This is a genomic window from Mesorhizobium sp. P2_E7, assembly GCF_056403855.1.
In genome coordinates, this window is record NZ_JBFUER010000010.1 from 1 (window position 1) to 22,901 (window position 22,901).

The following is a 22,901-nucleotide window of genomic DNA, read 5'->3' on the forward strand; positions in this document are numbered from 1 at the left end:
CGATCGTACCCGGTACCCGAGGTCGTTTCCGAGGTCGCAGGCTCGTTCGAGCCGGAAGGCTCGCCGGCGCGCGCCGGCAGGCCAGCCTCATAGACCGTCGTGTCGTCGCCGCCCGCTGCCGGGATCGATACGGTCGGCGTTCCGTCGCCGATCGAGATGGTGAGCGTGGTGTGAGAGGTGTCGCCGTCGCCGTCCTTGATAGTGTAGGTGAAGACGTCGTCATGGCCGCCGGCCGAGCCGGCATCGCGGGTATAGGWGTAGGTRCCGTCGGCRKYSAGCGTCAGCTTGCCGTAGAGGCCCTGGATGGGAGTGCCGAGCGTTGCGGCATTGTCGACGTCGGCATTGGTGTTACCAGCCGCAACGCCAACCACGGCAGCCCCATCGGCACCCTTGGTGTCGGCGCCCGCCGCATTGCCGTCGGACCCGCTGCCGTCGATCACATTGCCGCCGACCGGCCCGAACGAGCCCGCCGCCACCGCATCGGTATCGGCAACCGCCGTCGGCACGTCGTCGACGATCTGGACGGACAGCGTGCCCGGAAGGGACACGTCTCCGTCGGTGTCGGTAACCGTCACCGTCATGTTGTCGAAGATGGAATCGATCCCCGCGTCGGGGTGAGTCGCGCTATGGACGAGCGTGTAGCTGTAGCTCACCTGGCCCGTGCTGGCGTCGTAGCCGTTGACGGTCAGAATGTTGCCGAGCGGCGTCGTTATGTTGATCGGCGTCGCTGAGCTGTTGGCAAGGGCAGCGCCCGAAATCACCTGGCCGGCGATCGTCAGCGAGGCGACACCGTCGGGCGAGGTGATGGTGAAGGTACCGGTGTTGATCTCCGACTGGTCGGTATTGGGAGCAGCATCTTGCGCCTCGCCCGAGCCTTCCGACCCGGAACTTGCCGGCAGGCCTTTTTCGTTGACGGTGGTGTCGCCGCCACCGACGGAAGGCGTCAGGTCGATGATCGACGGTGTGGAATCCGGCCGCAGGCTCGGAAACAACTCGCGGTTGTCCGGCTGGCCGAATGCCAAGGCTGTCGGGGGCAACAGCGCCGAAAGACCAAACCCGTCGCCGATGCCACCGGGGGGAACCGAGAAATCTGCGCCTGCGCTTGGGTTCGAACCGCCCGGGCCGGCCGATATCGAACCATCGGCACCGAAGGCGACATCGACATGACTTGCCTCAAGCGCTGCCAGCAAGGCAACGCGCGGCACCTCGACGTCACCGATGATGAAGGTCGGCACGTTGAGCGCGCCATCCTTGATCACGATCACCGAGCCATCAGCCTGTTCGAGCACGAGGTTGTGGCCATCGACCTTGATGTTGTCGATCGAGGCGTTGGCCGGAAGCTTTACCACGTTGCTGGCGTCGGCCACGTATTCGTGCGGCGCAGCTGCATCCGGGGCCTTCGCCTCCGCAGGTGCATCCTGTTTGACGGGCGCGCCGCTGCCGACATCGACCGGTACGGGCTCGGCAGGCGCCGGCTGCGCGGCCTGCGCCACCTGGATCCCTGCCTGCGCCGGCGAGCCGCCATGTTCATGGGGAGCAGAGTGCTCATCCCAAGAATTCGAGACGGTGTCCAATTCGTTACTGTTCGCCATAACCAAACCCCTCCGGTATTTCCCGGAAAGAGACAGTGACGGCCCCTGCTTTGCAACTATCCCGCAATCACTTTAATATATTCTGGTATGCCCATTTCAGCATTTTTTACGCGTGGTAAACACCTAACATATAACCTGATATACATTGGCTGAGTCGCGCTGCGTTTGATATCCGCCGGTCCTGCTAGGTTGGTAAGCAGAAGTATAAATTTGAATAAAATTTTACACGAAATAGATGTTTTCGTTTGCGAGAAACTTATCCACCTTCCTTTCCAGTAATTTGAGACAAGATGGGTAGCGTCCACAGTCAAAGGTGGGCGTTATGAAAAAAGAAAAATCTGCCGCGGGAATCACCGGGCTCAAGCTGCTCCTGCTGGCAATCGGCATCGCAAGCCTGCCGCAGCCATCATCCGCGAGCGCCATCGCAGCTGACGTCGGCCGCACCGACGCGCTGCTGGCGGCGGTCGAAACCCCGCCCAGTCTCGGCGGCGTTTCACTGCTGCGGCCGCAACCTTGGCAGCCTGTTTCGGCCTACACGATCGGCATGATTTTCGGCAGCTATAGTCCTGTTGCCGTTCATGAAAAGCGTGATCCTTCGATCGCGCAGGACGACGCCGGGATCGACCCGATCCAGACGGCGGCGATCATTCCCGGCGTCTTCGGTTCGGTTGCCCTGTCGATGCGCAATTTCCCGGTTTCGGCGCGCTGGGCGCCCGTCTACAAGGCTATTGTCGAGTGCACCGCGGCCAGCGCATGCGAGCGCAACAACAGCATCTTCGCCGGGATCGTCGAGGCAGCCCGGGACAAGCGCTTCATCGACAAGTTGTCCTTCGTCAACTCAAGTATAAACCGTGCGATCGCCTACAAGAAGGACAGCGTGGTTTACGGCAAGCTCGACTACTGGGCCAAACCCTCGGAAATCCTCGAGCGGCGGGCAGGGGACTGCGAGGATTTCGCCATCCTGAAGATGGCTGCGCTGTTGCATGCAGGCATCCCGGCTCAGAGCATGTCGCTGGTTGTCCTGCAGGATCGCAAGCGCGGTTTCTTTCATGCCGTGCTGTCGGTCAGCACCGGCAGCGGCGTTTTCATTCTCGACAGCCTGAGCAATGTCGTTTCGCGCGACAGCGATCTGCCGAGCTACGTGCCGCTGTATTCGTTCAGCACCGACCGCGCGTGGATCCATGGCGCAAAGACCGGCTCTGCGCAAATCGCCGACATCAAGGGCGGCCTTTCGACGGTCGCGCCGGGCGAAGGTCTGCAGCAGTAAGTATGTTGTCAGGGTGTCTTCTGCGCCCTAGAGCAATTCCAGGAAAACTGTGAGCGGTTTTCCCGGGAAAAGCGCGTAGCGCTTTCCCTTGGGGATTGCGAAAAACAAAGGGATAGAGCGGCTCGCCGTTTCCGTGAACCGGTGAAACGTTCTAACCGCCGAACACGAACGCCATCAGCAGTTCCGGCTCGACCACCGGCGCCCGCACCGCGTTCAGTTGACCCCGGTAGCGGCGATCGCCGGCGCCGATGACGAAACCGGTGGAGACCGGGGTCTCGCCATTGGCGTCAAGCCTGGCGAATATGTCGGCGACATTGAGGTCCAGCGCCAGCTTGAGGTCGTGGCGCGCGTCCTCGTTCGGCGCCACCGGCAATTGACGACGTACCAGTTGCTGGAACGGCGCATTGAACGTCAGGATCTTCTTCGACGATGACAGGGCAAAGGCCGGCGAGGGACAGGCGACCAGAATGGCGTTGATGGTCTTGATCGACGCCAGCCTTTGCAGGGTGAGGTTCTCGTCGGCCAGTCCACGCATGCAGGCCACGCGGATTGCCGATGTCAGGTTTCCGGTGTTGGCGTGACTCTCGGCGATCTCTTCGATCAGCATGCCGATCGTGCATCTGCGGTTTTCGGCCATTTGCTTCAGCGAGGTCCAGAACGCCCGCTCCAGGCGAATACCGCGGCGCGTGCCGCCGCGCGCCACAACCCGGAACTCCAGTCCGAAATCCTCTGCCGCCAGCGGTGGCAGCAGCCGGTCGCGATCGGCAGGAGGGGAGATCAAGCTACCGCTCACTCATCGCCTCCTCACGCGCCTTGTTGATCGGCTTCATCAGGTAGGTGAGGATCGTCTTGCGTCCGGTCTTGATGTCGACCGAACAGATCATGCCGGGGATGATCGAATAGGTCTTGCCGTCGCGTGTCAGCGTCGATTTGTCGGTGGCGACGCGAACCTGATAGTAGGGCTCGCCGGTCTTCTGGTCGACAAGGCTGTCGGCGGTGATGTTCGAGACCTTGCCTTCGATGCCGCCGAAGATCGAGAAGTCATAGGCAGTCACCTTGATCAGTGCATCCTGGCCCGGCCGGATGAAAGCGACGTCTCGCGGCGAAACCCGCGCTTCGACCAGCAGGGTCTCGGAGGTCGGCACGATGCCCGCGACCACGGCGCCGGGCTGAACGAAGGCGCCGACCGTGTTGATATCGAGCGTGTTAACGATACCGTCGACAGGCGACCGTATGTCGGTGCGCGCCACCTTGTCGGTGGCACCGCGTATCGTCTCATCCACCACCGAGAGGTCGGCCAGCGCCTCTGTCAGATCGCTGAGCGCTTCCTGTTGCAATTGCAGGCCGAGTTCGTCGACCTGAAGCTTGGCTTCGGTGATGGCCGACATGGCTTTCTTGATGGTTTCTCCGGCAAGTGCCAGCTGGCCGTTGAGCTCGGTCTGCTCGCGTTCGACGCGCAGTTGCTCGGTTCGCGCCATCAGGCCTTTCTTGACCATCGCTTCGACCAGCTTCGCCTCCTGGTCGCTGACGGCCAGATTCTTGGTCAGCCGATCGGCGTTGGCGTTGGCCTCGTCCAGTTCCTTCTCGCGCTGATCGAGGCGCGACTTGAGAACCGACAGCTTGACTTCGAAATTGTCGCGCCGCGCGATGAGCAGCTTCTGCTCGTTGTCGCAGATTTCCGGCGCCACCTTCTGGATCTCGGGCGGACAGGGAAACGCGCCCTCGAGTTTGCCGGTCTGTTCGAATTTGAGCCGTGCAATGCGCGTCTGCAGCGCCCGCGCCTTGGCCTGCTGCTCGCCAAGGCTGGACGTGTTGAAGGTGTTGTCGAGGCGAATGATGAGGTCGTTCTTCTTGACGACCTGCCCGATCGTCACGGCAATTTCCTGAACGACGCCCGGCTCGCTGGCCTGGATGATCTGGGTCTTCGACGCCGGTATGATCTTGCCGTCGCCGCGTGCGATTTCATCGACCTCGGCAAAGGACGCCCAAGCGACCGAACTCGCAAAAAGCGCTCCGATGATGAATATCGACGCCGACGCGAAAAGCGGCGGACGGTCTTCCCTGGCAAGCATTTCCAACGCCCCAACGTATTGAATGCACTCAACAAGTCTGTTCTGTCAGGCGCTCGTTCTCTGCAGCGCTTGTATCACTTGGTCTTTCGGTCCATCGGCAACGATCTTGCCCTGCTCGATGACAATCAGGCGGTCGGCCAACTCTAGCATGCTGTAGCGGTGCGTTGAAACGATCAGTGTCGTGCTGCGATCGAAGGCCACTTTGAGCTGCTTGATCAGCTGGCGCTCGGAAGCCAGATCCATCGAGCCGGACGGTTCGTCCAGGAAGACGATTTTCGGTTTGGTCAGCAACAGGCGGGCAATTGCCATTGTCTGCCTCTGGCCGCCCGAGAGATTGGTGCCGCGCTCGCCGACATTCATGTCGTAGCCGCGCGGATGGCGGGAGACGAAATCGTCAACGCCGGCAGCCTTGGCCGCTTCGACGATCTGTTCATCGGTGGCCTCCGGGCACGCCATCAGGAGGTTTTCCTTGATGGTGCCCGAAAACAGATCGTTGGCCTGCGCGACGATACCGACCGCCGCACGAACCTCCGACGGGTGGTATTGGCGGATGTCGATCCCGTCCAGCAGCAGCTCGCCGGAGGTCGGCAGGAAGAGCCTGCCGATCAGCCGCCCCATCGTGGTCTTTCCCGAGCCTATGCGACCGATGATGCCGATCCGTTCTCCGGGCTTCACCGAGAAATTCACGCCGGTCAGAACTTCGTTTTCGGAACCCGGATAGACAAAGCCGACATTCCTGAACGCCATCGCGCCATTGCGAATGGGGCGGTTGACGAAACCAACCGTGTCCGGCCGATCCTCCGGCTGCGCCATGATCGAGTTGACAATCCGCAAGGAGAGCATTGCCTGACGAAGTCTGGACAAGGTGATCGCGATCTGCCCGAGCGGGGCCACGGCCCGGCCTGCCAGCATGACGGTGCCGATGATGGCGCCGGTGGAGACATGTCCTTCCGAAAAGGCATAGGCGCCGGCCACGATCAGGGCGACGGTCACCAGCTGCTGGATGGCCTGCGTTATGTTGCCGGCGGCAGCCGACAGCTGCTTTATCTTTTCGGACGTGTTGGATGCGTTCTTGGAGTGCTCTGCCCACTTTCGCAGAAGGTACGCCTCTGCCCGCAGCGACTTGATCGTCTCCAGCGTGGAGATGGACTCCACCAGCAGGGCCTGGCGTTGCGAAGCCTCGTTCATGGAAGCAGCAACCCGTTTGCCGATACGCCGTTGTGTGATCAGCCCGACGATCACGGAGGCGACAAAGGCAATGGCCGGTATGATGACCAGCCAGCCGCCTATCGCATAGATGACAAGAAGAAAGACGAAGACGAATGCTGTGTCGATGAAGACGCTGATGGTGTTCGACGTGAAAAACTCGCGCACGAACTCGTACTGCGTCACCCGATTTGCATATTCGCCGGTTGAGCTGGGCCGTGCCGACAAGGACGAGTTCAGCACCTTCTCGAACAGCATGTAGGAGATGCGAAGATCGGCCTTGCGCCCCGCATAGTCGATCAGCGACGCTCTGGCAGTTTTCAACAGCAGGTCGAACAGAATGACCGCGCCGATGCCGATCGACAGCACCCAAAGCGTCGATATCGCCTTGTTTGGCAGGATTCTGTCGTAGACATTCATGGTGAAGATCGGCGAGGCAAGGGCCAACAGATTGATGAATACCGCCGACAGAATGACCTTCGAATAGGTGCGCCAGAATGGCCCCATCGTTCCGGTCAACCAATGTCGCCGCTCAATCTTGGCCGCCGAGCCGACGCTCATCCCCTCGACTGCATTGGCATAGGTTATCGAGAAGGAAACGCCGCCGCTTATGAAGCTTCCGGCAAGTTCGGCTTTGCTGATTGTTGTGCGGCCGTCCTCCTGGGGAGCGGTGGTAAATTCACCGTCCGCTGTCTCGGCAAGCAGCGCCACCGGCAATTGGCTGACGCGAAACAGGATGGCGGGGAGGTCGATGCGTCCGCGAAGAAAGTCGCGATGGCTGAACTCTGTGATTTCAAGACCGATGCGTTCGGCAAGATGCCGAACGGCGTCGATATCGATTTGGGTATCCGACAGCGGCACGCCGGCAAAAAGCACGGTCTCGGCACTCGGCCTGCCGAGGTAGCCGGCAACAGCCGAAAAGCAGGCCTTGAAGGCCTCCTTTGGGGACAGGATTTTAGGTTGTGGGTTCACGATCCGCCCGCAGGACTATCGTTCGACCTTGGCCTTCCTATTTCTTCCTTACTGGCGCGAGGATGTCAAAAGGCAGATCGTTCTTTTGCTCCGACGGCGTGCGTGCATAGGTTTCGGTGTCGGCCGTTTCCGGTGCATTGAACTCTGCCTTGGCGTAGGCGGTTGCCTGCTTGGCCGGATGAAGGCCCATGGTGTTCAGCAACTGTCCGGTTGCCGCCAGCAGCCGGTACTGGGCGAAAAGCGACGCGTAGGACGCGGTGTCGGCAAGCGTCGCTGTGTTGAACCTGGTGTTCTGCGCATCGAGCACGTCGAGCAGCGAGCGCTGCCCGACCTTGAACTGCTCGCGATAGGACGCCACCAGCCTTTCGTTGGCGGCGGCCTGAAGCTTCAGCGTCTTGGCCAGATCGGCCTGCCGGAAGCGGCGATCCCATGACGTACGGACGGCTTCCTCGATCTCGCGCAGGACCTGGTGCAGGACAAGGCGCTGCTCGCTGGTGCGGCGGATTTGTTCCTGCTCGTTGGCCTTGTCGATGCCGCCGCGATAAAGGTTCCAGCGCAGCACGACCCTTGCCTGAAGGTCGCTCGTGTCGCCGTCACTGCCATCGATGTCGGATCCTGCCCGGGCGACACCTTCGGCGGTGATCGAGGGCCCGAATTTTGCCCGTGCGGCATCCACGAGGGAGGCCGCGGCGTCGATATCGCTGTTGGCCATATGCACGCGCGGATTGTTCTGTCTTGCCAACCCGATTGCTTCATCAAGCGATCTCGGCAGCGCGGCGGACACATCGCCCGGCCTCGATGCACTGGTCAGCGGCTTTCCGACAGTCTTGAAGAACCGGATCTTTGCTGCCTCTAGTTCCTCGGTGGCTTCCTGCACACGGGCCTTGGCGGCGAACAGCCGTTCCTCAGCCTGCTGACGATCGGCCTCGTTCAGCGCGCCGCCGGCAATGCCTTGCCGGATGTCGCCGAGAATTCCCTGATGGAATCCGAGGTTCTTCTTCGCCTCGGCGACGATCGAGGCCTGCAACATGGCTTCGAGATAATCCTGGACAACCGAGAGCCCGATGAATTCGGACCGTTCCAGAACCCGGAACGAGGCGCCGTCGACGCGCGAGGCCTGGCGGTTTAGTTCGGCACGCCTTGCACCGCTGTCGTAGAGGGTCTGCGTAACCGTGAGATCGGTTTCAGCTGGATAGAGCGTGTCGTTCTCGATGGAAAGAGAGCGCCTGTCCGGATTGTCGAGGCGCCGAGCCCCCGCGGACGCTTCCAGGTCGACGCTGGGAAGATAAAGCCCCTTCGCCTGGCGCAGTTCGAATTCGATTGCTTCGCGGTTTTCGATGGCCTGGCCAATCTCGGGATTGGACTCCACTGCGACTGCCATGGCTTCTTTGAGAGTGAGCGCGTGGGCATTCCCGCAGCTCAATATGGCAACCGTCGTCAGCAGGCCAAGTCGCTTGCCTATGGCAGAAATAGTTGTCGAATTCATTTTACCCCGCCCCAACGTTTCCCCCTGCACCTTATTCCAAGCGCTACAACCCAAGCACGATTATCTACAAATTTACATTTTAGTGGCCACTAAAACGTTGGGTTCAGGCCATAAATTTGCAGAATGTAGCAAAAATAGCACAAAAAATGCCCGGCTGCGAGTTCAGGCCGATTCTATCCGACCTCGCACATGGCAAACGGGAAGGCTTACGAAAAGGGCTACAAGGCTCTCTTACAACCACTTTTCCGCTGGTAGACCGACTATTTCTGGGTGCATATTTCCCTGCGGATATCGGCAACTCCTGGTTGACGGCTGTCATTGGCACGTAAGCTTCAGCCCAATCCCGAGGACCTTCAAGTGGGAGCGACACTCTGGTTGAGCGCTGCCGACCACATATGCCCGTTTCCCCGGTCTGAGACCCTCAAGCCGAAGGCGCCCAAGTGGAAAGCCCGCGCGGTGGCCGGGGGTGTCAGAGCTTTCCTAGTCCGTTGTGCCGGCTTTTTTTCTGCGCCGATTGGTGTGCGACTGCGCGACGGCCATTTGCAACTCGGGCGTGATCTCCAACGGCGCATTCTCCGCCTCATGTGGGTTCTGCAGCCCTTGGACGTGGACAGTCGGAAATGGCAGTTCGATTCCCTGCTCTTTGAAGACCTGGCGCAGGCGCACATAGAATTTGCGTTTCATGCCGAAGGCGCCTCCGGGTCTGGTCATGGCCTTGACCCTCAAGACGATGCCGTACTCGCCGAACTCCTGTACGCCCTGCATCTTGATCGGGTCGAGCACCCAGTTTTTGAACTCGGGATCTTCCGCCAGTTCGAGGCCGATTCGCTTGATAAGCTTGCGCGCGAAGTCGATATCGGTGTCATAGCCGACGGTGATGTTGAATTTGTCGATCACCCAGTCACGGCTCTGGTTCTGGACTGCGCCGAGTTCACCGAAAGGTATGGTGAACAGCGGACCACGATGGTGGCGCAGCTTCACCGAGCGCAGCGAAAAGCTTTCCACGGTACCCTTGTAGTTGCCCGAGGAAATGTATTCGCCGACGCGAAACGCATCATCGAGCAGAAAAAACACGCCCGAAATGATGTCCTTGACGATCGTTTGTGCGCCAAAGCCCACCGCGACGCCGACGACGCCGGCGCCGGCGATCAGCGGGCCGATCTGGATACCCAGCGAGGCGAGCATCATCAGCACCGCCATCACGATGATGGATGCGAGCAGAATGTTCTGGAGGATCGGCAACAGCGTGTGCAGCCGCGCCTGCTGCGGATCGAGGATCGGGACCTCCTCGTCGCTGATCACAGGGTGCGGTGCTTCGATGCCCAGCTTTCGTTCGATCAAGGCCTTGATGATCGACCAGCCGAAATCAGCTGCAAGCGCAATGACCACGATATTGATCAAGCCGCGCAATATGAGCGTGGTGGTCGTATCGCTGTCGCGCATGGATTGCATGTTCAGGCCCAGGACACGCGCGAGAAAGTAAGCCGCCGCCAGGATAAAAATCATCCTGATACCGCGATCGATAACAGCGATCGTGACCGCCGGGACAGTCGGTCGGCCAGCATCTTCCGAACCCGGCCGCAGGACAAAATTAACCCCGCGCTCCGTCAGCACGATTGCCAGGGGCAGGAAGAATGCGGCGAAGGTAAACCAGAAGAGGGTGTAGAGGCCGGCGATGCGCTCGAGGAACAGAACGACGAAATAAGCTGTCAACAACCATGTCACCGCCGTATGACCGCTGTGGCGCGCATCGTCTCGCAGTATTCTTGGCCGACGCCAAACGGCTAGCAGAAAGAGCAACAGCAGTATGAAATCGGCGCCCACCGACAGGACCATCATTCCGTCCTGGTCGATGCCGAGACCCGGCAAAAGGACAAACGCGGCGGCGAAGAAGGCGAAAACGCCGATGATCCGGGGCAGCCAATAGGACCAATGATCAGCCGCTTCGTTGGTGATCGGCAGGGCGCGAACCTCGACGGCGTGCTCGACCTCCATGAAGGAAGGGACGAGCAGGGCCATGACGTATATGCGCACAGCCCACGTAAAGACCGCAGCCATCAGAAATGTCAGCACGATCTCGCGGATGAGCATTGGCCAGTCGAACAGCATGAACGCGCCGGCGCTGCCCAGCGCGAACGAGCCGATCATCATGCTGGAATAAAGCGTGCGACCGCCGATCTTCTTGGTCCGCCCGATGGGCGTATCTTTCGGCTGCGCGATGACCCAGAGGCGAAATGGACGGGTGAGCTTGTATATTGCCCAGGTGAGTGCCAGGCCGGCGGCGATGAAGATCGCAATCAGCACCAATATGCCGACAGGCCCCCTGCTGGACATATCGTCCATAGTATTGGCCCGGACGCGCGCGAACTGGCCTGGCAGCGTGGGCAAAGTCCGCACGATTTTTTCGATATGATGCTTGATCCGATCGAGCGTCGAGGACGCCATCGTATTCATCGGACCTGGTGTGGCCACGGCGTCGGACGATGCGTCGGTCGGCGAAGCAGCTGCCTCGGCAGGCGCTCCCGTCGATCCAGCGTCCTGATTTCGTTGTTCGGCCACCCAGGCCTTCACCGACGGATCGTCGAGAAGCTCGAACAGCTGTTTGACCCTTTCAGGCGGGACGGCTGCCGGCGCCTGCGCCTGTGCCTGACCAGCCAACAAAAGGGCGATCACAAACACGAGCGGCCTGGCAATCAGGACAAACATCGCCTTCAGATCTCCGAGACGTCGTGTAGGGCGCGCCAGAGTCTTGGCGCCCAATCGTCGATTCATGAGTGGCATCGTGCTGTAACCTTCCGGTCAAATCGGCGAGCAAAGACAGCCAGGTCCGCCGTTGTTCCTACCTTGAACAAGCCGATGTTGTGGCGCAAGTCTCATCGTTCCTGGCTAGCCCGATGGGCAGGACAGCTGGCGACCGACAAGGCTGTCATCATGGCCTTTGCTTCGTGCGCTCGCGACAGGGAGCACGCCGCCGCGTCTTGCTGACCCACAATAGCAGTTGATTTTATTGATAAAAGTGGCCCCAGACGTTTTGGGATGTCCATCGCCATTCCCCGGTGTTTTCGACATAAGCCTTATGTCTGTCCCTTATGCTGGAAGGGCTTTACAGTTCGCCAATTAAGGATAATTGATATCCACAAGGATGTGCAATATCCTTAATAACCAAATCGACCGTGGCGTCATTATCGGTCGGGCCGACCTGGTCGGTCCAAAACCGCTGGCAGCAGGAGACAAACATGAGCTCAAACAACACCGCACATGTCGAAAGACCGAGGCCCGACGAGTTGGTCCCATCGCGCTATGCGCTGCGGATCGGCGACATTGAGGTGCTGATCATCAGCGATGGGGTGCTGCCTCTGCCAACCGAGACGATGTCCACCAATGTCGACCCGGCCGTCCGGGCGGCATGGTTCAAGGACATATTCCTCGGGCCGGATGCGTTCGACTGGGCGCTGAATGTCGTCGTGGTGCGCAGCGGCGGCCGGACCATCCTCGTCGACGCCGGGTTGGGGACAGAATTTCCGGGCTTTCCGCGGGCCGGGCAGTTGGCCCGTCGACTGGAAGCCGCCGGTATCGACCTTGGGTCCGTGACTGACGTGGTGCTTACCCACATGCACATGGACCACGTTGGCGGGTTGCTCGTCGACGGGGTAAAAGACCGGCTGCGCCCGGACCTGCAAATCCACGTGGCCGCCGCGGAGGTCAACTTCTGGGCAGCGCCCGATTTCTCCCACACCGATATGCCCTCGCCGGTGCCGGATGTGCTTCGATCGGCCGCCAAGCGGTTCTTGAACGACTACCGCAGCCATTTGCGCCCGTTCGAGGAAGAGCATGAGGTGACGCCGGGCGTGATCGTCCGTCGCACTGGAGGCCACACCCCCGGGCACAGCGTGGTTCGCGTATCATCCGGTGATGAGGGGCTGACGTTTGCTGGCGACATAGTTTTCCCGGTCGGGTTCGACCACCCTGACTGGCACAATGGTTTCGAACACGACCCTGAGGAGGCGGTCCGCGTTCGGATCCGGCTTTTGCGGGAGATGGCGGCGACTGGTCAGATGCTGGTGGCCACTCATATGCCATTCCCGTCCATTGGCCGGGTGGCGATCGCCGGCGACGCCTTTCGCTGGGTGCCGGCCTTCTGGGACTATTGATCGTCCAGGCCATTCATCCTGAAGACCTGTCGACGGGCCGGCCCTCATCAAGAGGGCCGGCCTTTTTCGCAGATGCTACGGAAGCGCGGAGTGGGCCTCTGCAGACGATCCGGCTTCCGTGGACGCAAAATCAAAGCGATCTCAAGGCAAAAACAACGCGCTCTGAAGGCCGCCTCAAAGCACGCGTTCCAACTCTGCCGCATAGTCCTCCTGCAACACACAGACAGCCGCCAAGCAGCGTCTGAAACCATCAACCCGGCCTTGAACCCAGGAGTACTTGAAATGACCAAGATCGCACTCACCGCCGCCGCCATCCTCATCGGCATGGGCACGGCTTTCGCAACCCCGGCCCTGGCCAAGTCCCCCGCCAGCGTCAAGAACATCGTGCTTGTGCACGGCGGCTTCGTCGACGGTTCGGGATGGAAAGGCGTCTACGACATCCTGACCAAGGATGGCTACACCGTCAGCGTCGTCCAGAACCCGACCGTATCCCTCAAGGACGATGCGGCCTTCACCCGCCGTGCGATCGATGCCATGGGTGGCAAGGTCGTGCTGGTTGGCCACAGCTATGGCGGTGCCGTCATCAGTGAAGCCGGTACGGACGCCAATGTTGCGGGCCTCGTCTACATCGCGGCCTTCGCTCCCGACAAGGGGCAGTCCATCATCGACATGCTGGCCAACCCTGAGAAAGCAGACCCGGTGCCGCCGATCCTGCCGCCCGTGGACGGCTTCCTGTTCCTCGACAAGGCGAAGTTCCACACCTCTTTCGCCGGCGATGTCAGCAACAAACTCGCCGGGTTCATGTACGCCTCGCAGGTGCCGTTCGGCCTTGAAGGCGCGGGCGGCAAGGTGAGCGACCCGGCCTGGAAGACGAAGCCTTCCTGGTATCTGTTGACCACCGACGACAAGATGATCCCGCCGCGCGTCCAGAAATTGATGGCCGATCGCGCCAAGTCACAAATCACCGAGGTCGCAGCCAGCCACGCGGTCTACGTGTCGCAGCCCAAGGCTGTGGCCAAGATCATCGAGAAGGCGGCCGAGGCCCTCTCGGCTCAATGAACCAAAGCGGCGGGGGAGGTGTGCTCCCCCGCCATCGCCGGACGGGCCTTCTACACGGGCCGTCTACAAAGGCACGAAGCCGGTATCGTCTCCCTTTATTGTAGCAGCACGATAGCGGCGTCTCCGAGACCCTTTGGCGGAGTGCCGCTATAGCCGTCCAGGTTGACGCTCGAATCTCCATTGTATGAGAATTGCCAAGCAACAATCCAACCTAGGTCGGTGGCCAACTTTTTATCGTAGGTCCCTTTCATCTTAAGGCGATGCATTGGTGAGTATATTGTCCCATTTATCGAGTAATTCTTGTTTGTTGCAAGCGATATGGTCGGCAATGCTGTCAAGGCGGTGCGCGATCCGAAGATGGCAATGCCAGTATAAACGCCGCTCGTGGGCGCGGAGAGGTCCATGGCGCCGTTCCCGCCTGCCTGTATGATGCTGGATTTGGAATCGACGAATATGGTGACTTCCTTGCCTGTTATTTTCGCATTGTTGGCGATGCCGACTATCGCATTGTGAAAGTAATGAACGCCTGGGGAGAGCACAACCTTTCCACCAAAGTCGATGCTTCCGCAGAACACCCGCCCGGCCGGAATGGTGACATCCGAGAGCATCTGATTGTTGTAATCGCAACCGACCGGCGGGACCGGTTCCGGTGTGCTGACAAGTGGGTCGGCGAGGGAGGGCTGGTTCGTCTTCGGGGGAACGCTGTATCCGCCGCCTTGGTAATTGCCGACTACCGAGATTTTTGTCGCGGCGATTTTCCCGGCCCCAACGTGTCTCAGTGCTTTGGAGCTGGAAGAATTTACCTGGATGCCGCAGTTTGGCACCGACATCTTTCCCAAGCCGGTCACACTCAGCGCTCCGGTTGAGTCTGGATCGAGAGCATAGATGCAATATTCCGGGGGGGCTTTTCGTGCCTTTGCCGTGACGTGAAGGCTGATCGTCCGAATGCCGGCAAGGTTCATAAACTGTGTCGGCATTGCGGCGGCGATTTCAACGGCTGCCTCCCGCGACACGGGAGTCGGCGTTGTAAGGTCGACTTGAACGACTGCGCCGACGTCCAAAGAGCCGTTGCCAAGCGCAAGGTTCTTGGCGGCCAGAATAGCTTCCTCGTCTTTCCCCTCGCTCTCTATAGCTGCCAGAGCGGCAGAATCAGCCAGTTCTTGCAGCCTGGATTTGAAGGTGACGGCATTGGTAATGTCGATGCTCACGCCCAGGACCAAGCACAGCGGTAGCGCCACCAAGGCCGCTGCCACAGCAATGTTTCCCCGCTTATCGAGCAGCAGGTCCTTCAGCTTTCGCATTAAGATGCCCTCGCAGATAAGCAGCCTAGATCGAACTGCGTTTACACTTTACTAAATTAGAATACTCTAACTTAATTGACTCCCAGACGTTGCCCTGCTGACGTGGCCAAGCTGACGGCGCAAGCGAGTTACGACTTCATGCAGTCCCGTGCCGTGCGAAGCCTTCACAAGAAGGTGGTCTCCCGCGCGCAGGATGCTGACGAGATCGGGCAAGACGTCCTCTGCTGTCGCGTAGTGCGGACCGAGCAGGCGCGCCGGCAGGGCGCGACGGAGATGTTTCATCTGCTCCCCGACCGTCATCACCATGTCCAGATCTGCCGCGAGGACGGGTTCCGCGAGACCTGCGTGGAGTTCAGCCGATCGCGGCCCGAGTTCCAGCATGTCGCCAACTAGGGCAAGCTTTCGGTCCCCGCTTTTGCGCTGCCCTTGAGCGAATGCAGCCAGCACGGCGGCTACGGATGTCGGATTTGCGTTGTAAGCCTCGTCGACGATCTGAGCCTCGCCGGAGGCTAGGGCGATGCGTATGACTTTACCGCGTCCGTCGATGGCCTCCGCCACCCCGAGCGCGTTGGTCGCAGCACTCAAATCAAGGCCGAGCGAATCGACCGCCGCAAGGGCGCCAAGGCTGTTCACTGCCATGTGCCGCCCTGGTATACCTAGCTTGTAGGCGAAATCCCGGCCCTTCAGGACGGCGCGCACTACTTGGTCGCCGGGTGTGTAGTCCCGGAGCCGGTAGTCAGCCTCTGCATGTTCACCGAAGGACACGACCTTCGCCTTGAATGACAAGGCGCGAGCGCGGAGGTATTCGAAATACTCGGAATCCCGAGGGACGATCGCTGTGCCGCCCTCGGCGACGTCGTACAGACGGGATTTCAATTCGGCGATGGCCTCGCGCGAGCCGAACTCTTCGAGATGGGCGTCGCCGATCGTCGTGATGAGTGCGACATGCGGCTTGATCGCGAACGCCCTATGGCGTCGCCGAAAAAAGCTAATCGCCACCTCGACAGTATGGATGCCATCAGGAGGGAGGTTGGCCATCTGACCAAGCACGCCATCGACGGTATTGAAGTTCCCGCCCGAAAGCGGTGGATGGCCAGCGGCGGTAAGGATGGCATCGACCATCGCCGTGGTGCTCGTCTTGCCGACGCTGCCGCCAACCGCGATCAGGCGTCCGCTGTAGGCAGCCCGCGCTCGCTCGGCGAGATATTTCATGGCGATGCGGACCGAAGGCACCCGAAGCAACGGCAAGTCTTCGACGTTGGGCCAGTACTCGGTGTCCGCAAGCAGCGCGAGCCCCTGTCGCCCGAGGCGCGCGATCTTCGTCGCGCTTACACCGTAACGGTACGTACCAACGCGCGGGATGACGAGCGTACCGGGACCGATCAGTTCGTGCGAGAAGGCTATCCGGTCCGTCGTCCAGTCTTCAGGCAGGTCACCTTCCCATACGCCTCCCGTGATCTCCGCAAGCTCAGCCTTCGTCCAAGGGCTCATTTCCTTCTCCGTTGTGCCGCCGCCCCGCTGTTTTCGGCATAGCCGACGACGAGGCCTCGCCAGCAGGCGCCCGCCGGCTGCTGAACTCGGATGTTCTCGAGGTATCTCCTGCTTGCCGAGCTACACCAAGGCACGCACGCACTTGACATACTCGTCCGGCGGTCGGGCTAGTGACGCGGAGGCGCTGTCGATACAAGCGCGGAGGCGCCTCCGAACTCCTCCTCGCTTCGCAGGCTCCAGCAAGCAGTCTGGCCGGGAATGCCTGAGCGGACGCATATCTGAAAATGGTATCTCTCCAAGGGTCAGGACCGCAAAATTTCGCTATTTGAGTCCAAATGCGGCCGCTGCCTGATCCGAGCGCAACATATCACTTGCCGAATGCCCGACGCCCGGCAAGATGATAAGACGCCAGTTAAAGGGCCACCCGTTTGCGGTCGCGACAGCTTGCGCCAAATCGTATGTGTACTGCCCCCGTTCCAGGCGTGTCGCCCCCTGGCGCATAGCGGCCGCGCTTTCGTTCAACTCGGCATCGCCTGTATCGTCTTCTCCAAGATAGACCGTCAGCGGCAAGGCCAGATACGCTTTCATCTCCTGGGTGGCTTGATCCGGCGTATAGACGCATCCCGAGGAGACGCAGCCGAGCCCATAGGCCACGGCTTCCGCCAGCGAGGGCAGAACATATGAGGAGGGATTGGCAACCACCAATCTTTTCGCGTCGGCCAGGGCGAATGCCGCAACACGAGACGTGAATTGGCCGCCGGCGGAGTGCCCGAAAAGGTAGTACTGCGCGTTCGGCAACCCCTCTCGTGACCTCGCCCATTTGACCAGGCCCTTCACGTACCAGACAGTCCATCGATCCCGCGGCTGAATAGCGCCGCTGTTGACGATTCCGCCACGCTGGTAGCTCCAGCTTGGGAACCTTGCCAAGTCAAAAAGCGGCGCCATGACGATCAGGCAATTTCGATCGGCCAGAGGCTGCGCATAATCCCTGTAGGAAGACGCCGTTCGGCTCAGCCCATGGAAGACGAACAGGATCGAGGGATTGCTGCAGTTCGAGGGGTGGTAGGTATAGACCGTCAGCGTCGTCCCGTTGATGGTCGCTGTCGTCGTGCCCTTGCCCACCTTCCAGGCAAGCACCGGGCCCGAATAAATCAGGCTGCAGCCCACCACTGCAGCAGCCAACAGACGGATCAGAAATCGCATCGGTCGCTCCCTATGGACAATCCGCATGATGCCATATTCCATTAGAAACTTCTAAACAAATCAAAACCGTCCGGGCGGTAAAGACTTCGTTTCAGTCACAGGAACTTGGTGCTTGTCGAAGGATGACCCTCAGCGCGAGGGGATAGACAATTTAAGGCATCTGTCTTGGACAGCGGCTATTGCACCGCCCAGTCCAGGCGACAAATCGAGCAGCCGATCGATCGTCGCCCGGCCGGCCGCCCCTCCCATTATTTTTGGTTGGTAATCGAGGCGCGGATCTCTGTTTTGAACGTAGACTGGGTATATGTCCAAATCTATCTGCCGCGCGCCAAAGTGGAAGCAAGGCAAGATAGACTCAGCCCGGCTGCTTCCCGACCCGAAGGCGAAATTGCCGACACTGTATAGTATCGGCCGATCTTTATAAATCTCGATAGCCTGGAGAATATGTGGATGATGGCCGATGACCGCGTCCGCGCCGAAGTCGATAAACTGCCGTGCTTTCACGCGGTTTTGCTCGGTAGGTTCGCGTCGGTATGTAGCAGTAAACCAATGCACCATCACCGCGATCCGATCGACCAGCGGCCGCAATCGCGCGAGGTCACGCTCGACCAATTCGGGCAGATCCTGGGCGGAGCCTGGAAGTTCGCCACGAGCCGCCGTTCGGTCGTTCCAGTAATATCCGAGAAGTCCGATTCGGATATCCACGCCATCAAAAATCACCGGATCGTGGGCCGAGTTCTGATCCCTGCCGCCACCATACGGTTTGATAGAATGTCGCTCCAGCGTGTCGAGCGTCTCAACTACGCCGCCTGGGCCGCAGTCCTGAATGTGGTTGTTCGCAATGGTCATGGCAGCAAAGCCGGCGCGGCGTAAGACAGCGGCTGACTTGGGATCGACCTTGTATGAGTATTTCTTACTGGGCTCTGCTTCCTCGGATGTGGAGGCGAACGGTCCTTCAAGATTTCCCGTTATCAAACCGCTGCGCCTGAAGATCGGCTTGACCCAGGCGAGGGGATAGTCCGGGCCGAACCTGCGGATACGATGGCGCATCCGCATCCCCGTCATGACGTCTCCGACCGCAGCAAGATGGTACGGGACGATGGCGGACGATGAGAGGGACAGTTCAAGTTGATCCGGATCGATGAGATCGCCATCATCCGGAATGATGACTTCCGAAAACTTTTCGCGAATTTTGGCAACGTGGCGCTGCACGCCGTCAGAGCCGCTGAGGTGATGAGGGAGGGGCGGAACCGACGGCGCAAGCAGCATATCGGCCGCAGGCGAACTAAAGCCTATCCCGCGCTTCTCGAAGATGTCCCGGATCAGCCTCTCGTAAAGGCCGCCGGACCTCACGCGGTCCGCATGAAGCAGGCACGAGGCAAAGCTGCGTGGGGATGATCTGATCGCCCTGGTTCTGACCCGGGAAGGGGCGAATGGGCTATCGGAAAGTCGCCCAAGCTGCAAAAGGGCACCAACAACCAATTCCATGCAGGCAAATTCGTGCCCGAGAAATGCCTTGTGCAGATCCCACATCGCCCCCGCGACGGCTTGTGCGACCAGCGCCTCCTTCGGCTGCATTTCGTCATCGTCAATCCGGGCGTCATTGGCAAGGCTGTCCGCAGGCACAAACTCGGCATCGTGACGAGCATGCCAGCACCCCACGTGGGGGCTCGATAGCATGGAGGCCGCCAGGTATGTGCTCACGGCATATTCAAGGGCGCCCGGTCTGCTGAACGCGGCACGCGGTGCACGCAACCTGTCGGTCTGCACATCAGCGGTATGACGCACGACGTGAAGCCCGAACGCCTGGTATATCATGCCGGCGTCGTGGGATGGATCGCGGAGATAGGCGCCGCCTGAAATTCGCGGCAGCCACCCTTCCTCGGTGACCCCATGCCCCGGTCCAAAAAGCAACTCTCCGCAGATGGGAATTGAAAAATCGTCGAGATTTTCCATTCTTGCCGGGTAACGATATCTGGCCCCTTTGACCGGCACCCACATGCGGGTGTCTTCAGGGCTGCCCGGCCGGTTCTTCTGCCGACGTGCATTGACGATCGCCCTGACTTTCGGCAGAGGGGCCATTCCAACTGAACGAAGCACATCGTTGATGCGCTGGCTCATCGAGGAGACGTGGTAGTAGACGTTGACCTGGCCAAAGCGCGCGGCGGCCTCGCGGCTTTCCAACCCGCCGCAAACGCCACCGCCGGACGGTTTGAAAGAAAAATTGCCGTCTTCGTCGGGCGACACTTCGCCCATCTGGCCTGTCGGCCAATCCTCTTCCGTGCCTGGATGGCTGATGACGTCTACATACCGTCCACGCAGGCCGCGCCTTCCGGTGCGCTGGGAGAGATAGGGCAATTCTACCTCGGCCAGATGCACGCGGCCGCCGGTAAAGTCCGAGTCACATGGCTCCCAGACGTAAACAGAGCCAGTCGCCATATTTACTCCCCTGTAGAGGCTACTGCTTTCGCCATCATACCCATGCGCAAAGCAGTAACCGCTGCCCTGAGGATACTAGCTACCGCTTTCCATCAATTCCTGCCTATTGGGCCTCGGCCTTGTCTCTCTTCTTCCGGGTCGACCCATTGAGGGGGCTCGATGCGCTGCTGGCGTCAGTCGCCTCGCCAAGCTCCCGCCGCGCATTGTCCAGCACTTCCGCGAGCGATCCCTCCCCGATCAGCTTGAGTTCCTTCGCGACCACATTCGATTTTGTCAGCGGCCATTTGTCCAGGGAGGCTGCGCGCACGAAGCCATAGGACGACGGCATGCGGACCATCAGCCAACCCAGGTTCATCATCTCTTCGGTGAATTCTCGCACAAACCTTGCACCACCGATGCGCCGCCCGGTCAAGCGCTTGAATGTCTTGTAAGACATCCTTACGCGGGTTCGCGGCTGCCCCGCCCTGTTCTTGGTGCGCTGCAAGGTCAAGGCAACGAGTGCTGCCGCGTCGCCTTGCGAAACATTCGGTGTTGTCGTTGCTAAAACAGTATCCATGAATGCTACTCCCTTTTACCTCAGCAGAGAAACTCCTGCCTGCTGTTGAACCCCATTCGCGTAAGTTAGATTAGCTGGTGGCGACGCCATCTGGTCGAACCATGCATCCCGTTTTGCCAGATACGAAATTGCCATTGCATGCATGGCAGCCTTGAGTTGAGCTGGTCGCGACGCAAACGTGGCAGGTTCCATGACGAGATCGCCAGATCCCGATGCAAGCGTCATCTTTGCTCCGGACCCATCGGTGCTCCATCGCATCGATAGAGCCAATCCGCCGCGTTGCAGGTGTCGCCGCAAGTCAGGGCCAAACCCGGTCTCGGCGCTTGTCAAAATCAATCTTTCAACAGGCAGCGCCGACAACGCCTGGCGGGATACCAAATCTTCATTGTCGACGATAAAATAGCCACGGTTGCCGCCGCTCAGCACTGCTTTGGCCAGGTCTTCGAGGATCTTGCAATTCTCGACGTCAGTCGCCGTCACCGACACGGCGTGGCAAGCGCCCAGGCCAAGACCGTTCTCCGAGACCCTTGCTGGAGAAACGGCATAGACCAGCGCTTCCAATGAAGGATCCCTGGTCAGCATTTGCGGGGTTGCCCGCTGGCTGAATTCTTGCGGTGCGGTGTTGATGTAGGCGCCTTTCTTCGACAAGAGGCCGATCCTTCGCCCCTCTGCCATGAACCGCTGCTCGATTGCCTTTGCCACCATGCTGGTATGCCGGTCGCCAAGGACGAGCACCGTCGCAACTTCCGATGAAGCTGGATCCTCGTACATATTGGCCAGGATTATCTCGCTCACATCCCTTGCCGTGCCGGCCCGCGGCCAAAGATGAAACTCGATCCCTGGTCGTGCATTCACCTCGATGACAGTGCACCCGACGTCTTTGTGAGATTGCGCTATGTCGGGCATGATCAGATCCAAACCGGCAATACTGAGCCCAATGACCCTGGCGATGCGTTCGCACAGCTTATGATTGTCCGGATGGATGGAGTTTGTAACGTCGACCGGTACGCCTCCGCGGGCGAGGTGGCCGTTCGGCCGCAGAACCACCTGCTGCCCGGCAATGGGGACAGTTTCCATCGTAAGACGGTGCAAGGACAGGTGTCTGAGCAGGTCGTCGTCGATTTCCAGGCGCGACAGACGCCTGCCGTCCCTGTCGGGTTCCCGATTCAAATCATCGATCAACTGGCGCAGCGTTTTTTCGCCGTCGCCGGTAACCTCGGGCGGGCAACAAAGCACTGCCGCCACGACACGAAAATCGACGATCGTGGCTCGATACTCAGGGCCGGCGATGAACTGTTCCACCAACACGCCATACCGGTCGGACTGAGCCACCTGGCACGCTATGTCGAACGCGGCTTCGACAGCACGGCGTCCCCGCAGCTTGATTGAAACGCCGCGCCCCTGATTGCCTTGGGCGGGTTTCACCACCACTGATTTACCCAGCTGCTTGGCGGCCGCGACCGCCTCGGATTTGCTGCGAACCGTAAGCTGGCGCGGTACGTGCAAGCCGGCCTGCGCCAAGAGCCTATTGCCCAGCCTCTTGTCCAGGGCCACCTTCGCCGACGCAAACGATGTCGAACCGGATATCGTGGAGAAGAGCTGCTTCTGGTGCTTGCCTTGGCCGAGGAGAAGGTGGTTGCGGGCAACGAACTCGAACGGGATGCGATTCCTCTTGGCGGCGGCGACCAGCACTGCGGTCGAATTTGAAAGACGCCGTTTCTTTGCTCTTTCCAGGTTCAGTTCGCGGGCGAGGGAATACTTCGATGCCACATCCCCGTCTCGCGCCGCCTCACCGACCGCTTCAACAACAGCTGCAGCTGCCGCGCGCGACATCTGCGGATCGTCCGACTCCCAGACGATCACCGGATTGCTCTCTGCCGGATCGCTCACCAGCGTGGCCACGGTAGGAAACGAATAGAAATTCATCGCGCGGCGAAGCTCGAGATCCGCGGTCAGGATCGCATCCGCTAGATACGAGGGCACCAAAACATCCTGCTCACACTCGGGAAACAGTCCGGAAAGCACTGAGCGGGGACCGGCAGAAAAACCGGACACGCGTACAGTAGCCATTTGCCCTAAATTCAGGGTTAATTTAACGGTTGTATT

15 protein-coding genes are annotated in these 22,901 nt (G+C 60.0%); 3 read left to right on the forward strand and 12 right to left on the reverse strand.

Annotation, left to right across the window (positions count from 1 at the left end):
- The coding region (locus tag AC1DYC_RS29360; protein WP_477411183.1) for an Ig-like domain-containing protein at positions 1–1,592 on the reverse strand (1,592 nt) is incomplete at its 3' end.
- A gap of 322 nt (positions 1,593–1,914) precedes the next feature.
- On the opposite strand from AC1DYC_RS29360, the gene AC1DYC_RS29365 reads away from it, so the two are divergent.
- Positions 1,915–2,859, forward strand: a complete 945-nt coding sequence (locus tag AC1DYC_RS29365) for a transglutaminase-like cysteine peptidase (RefSeq protein ID WP_477411184.1) — start codon at positions 1,915–1,917, stop codon at positions 2,857–2,859.
- 151 nt (positions 2,860–3,010) lie between these two features.
- Here AC1DYC_RS29365 and AC1DYC_RS29370 read toward each other — a convergent pair whose 3' ends face one another.
- From AC1DYC_RS29370 to AC1DYC_RS29390, 5 genes are all read right to left on the reverse strand, one after another.
- Positions 3,011–3,652 (reverse strand): ribbon-helix-helix domain-containing protein, encoded by a 642-nt coding sequence (locus tag AC1DYC_RS29370; protein WP_477301986.1) that lies wholly within the window; start codon positions 3,650–3,652, stop codon positions 3,011–3,013.
- On the reverse strand, positions 3,642–4,931 hold the full coding sequence (locus tag AC1DYC_RS29375; protein WP_477411185.1) for an HlyD family type I secretion periplasmic adaptor subunit: 1,290 nt from the start codon (positions 4,929–4,931) through the stop codon (positions 3,642–3,644). The genes AC1DYC_RS29370 and AC1DYC_RS29375 overlap by 11 nt, the downstream gene beginning before the upstream one ends.
- Positions 4,932–4,976: 45 nt before the next feature.
- Entirely contained in the window at positions 4,977–7,109 is a 2,133-nt protein-coding gene (locus AC1DYC_RS29380; protein WP_477411186.1) for a type I secretion system permease/ATPase, read from the reverse strand.
- Positions 7,110–7,146: 37 nt separating this feature from the next.
- A complete protein-coding gene (locus tag AC1DYC_RS29385; protein ID WP_477411282.1) occupies positions 7,147–8,595 on the reverse strand; it encodes a TolC family outer membrane protein in 1,449 nt (482 codons plus the stop codon).
- A 480-nt stretch (positions 8,596–9,075) separates the two neighbouring features.
- A complete protein-coding gene (locus tag AC1DYC_RS29390; protein ID WP_477411187.1) occupies positions 9,076–11,301 on the reverse strand; it encodes a mechanosensitive ion channel family protein in 2,226 nt (741 codons plus the stop codon).
- Between the two features lie 530 nt (positions 11,302–11,831).
- Between AC1DYC_RS29390 and AC1DYC_RS29395 the strand changes: the two genes are divergently transcribed.
- Positions 11,832–12,746 carry an MBL fold metallo-hydrolase gene (locus tag AC1DYC_RS29395; protein ID WP_477411188.1) on the forward strand — a complete coding sequence of 305 codons (915 nt, stop codon included), beginning with the start codon at positions 11,832–11,834 and terminating at the stop codon, positions 12,744–12,746.
- Positions 12,747–13,028: 282 nt separating this feature from the next.
- Positions 13,029–13,805, forward strand: coding sequence for an alpha/beta fold hydrolase (locus AC1DYC_RS29400; RefSeq protein WP_477411189.1), 777 nt, complete (start codon positions 13,029–13,031; stop codon positions 13,803–13,805).
- 95 nt (positions 13,806–13,900) lie between these two features.
- On the opposite strand, the gene AC1DYC_RS29405 is transcribed toward AC1DYC_RS29400, so the two are convergent.
- The 6 genes from AC1DYC_RS29405 to AC1DYC_RS29430 form a co-directional block, all read right to left on the reverse strand.
- Positions 13,901–15,106, reverse strand: a complete 1,206-nt coding sequence (locus AC1DYC_RS29405) for a TadE/TadG family type IV pilus assembly protein (RefSeq protein WP_477411190.1) — start codon at positions 15,104–15,106, stop codon at positions 13,901–13,903.
- Between the two features lie 66 nt (positions 15,107–15,172).
- Positions 15,173–16,597 carry a UDP-N-acetylmuramoyl-tripeptide--D-alanyl-D-alanine ligase gene (locus tag AC1DYC_RS29410; RefSeq protein WP_477411191.1) on the reverse strand — a complete coding sequence of 475 codons (1,425 nt, stop codon included), beginning with the start codon at positions 16,595–16,597 and terminating at the stop codon, positions 15,173–15,175.
- 321 nt (positions 16,598–16,918) lie between these two features.
- Positions 16,919–17,800 carry an alpha/beta hydrolase gene (locus tag AC1DYC_RS29415; protein ID WP_477411192.1) on the reverse strand — a complete coding sequence of 294 codons (882 nt, stop codon included), beginning with the start codon at positions 17,798–17,800 and terminating at the stop codon, positions 16,919–16,921.
- A gap of 129 nt (positions 17,801–17,929) precedes the next feature.
- Positions 17,930–20,239 carry a CapA family protein gene (locus tag AC1DYC_RS29420; RefSeq protein ID WP_477411193.1) on the reverse strand — a complete coding sequence of 770 codons (2,310 nt, stop codon included), beginning with the start codon at positions 20,237–20,239 and terminating at the stop codon, positions 17,930–17,932.
- Between the two features lie 103 nt (positions 20,240–20,342).
- On the reverse strand, positions 20,343–20,795 hold the full coding sequence (locus AC1DYC_RS29425; protein ID WP_477411194.1) for a hypothetical protein: 453 nt from the start codon (positions 20,793–20,795) through the stop codon (positions 20,343–20,345).
- Between the two features lie 15 nt (positions 20,796–20,810).
- Positions 20,811–22,865, reverse strand: coding sequence for an ATP-grasp domain-containing protein (locus tag AC1DYC_RS29430; RefSeq protein ID WP_477411195.1), 2,055 nt, complete (start codon positions 22,863–22,865; stop codon positions 20,811–20,813).
- Between the last annotated feature and the right edge of the window lie 36 nt (positions 22,866–22,901).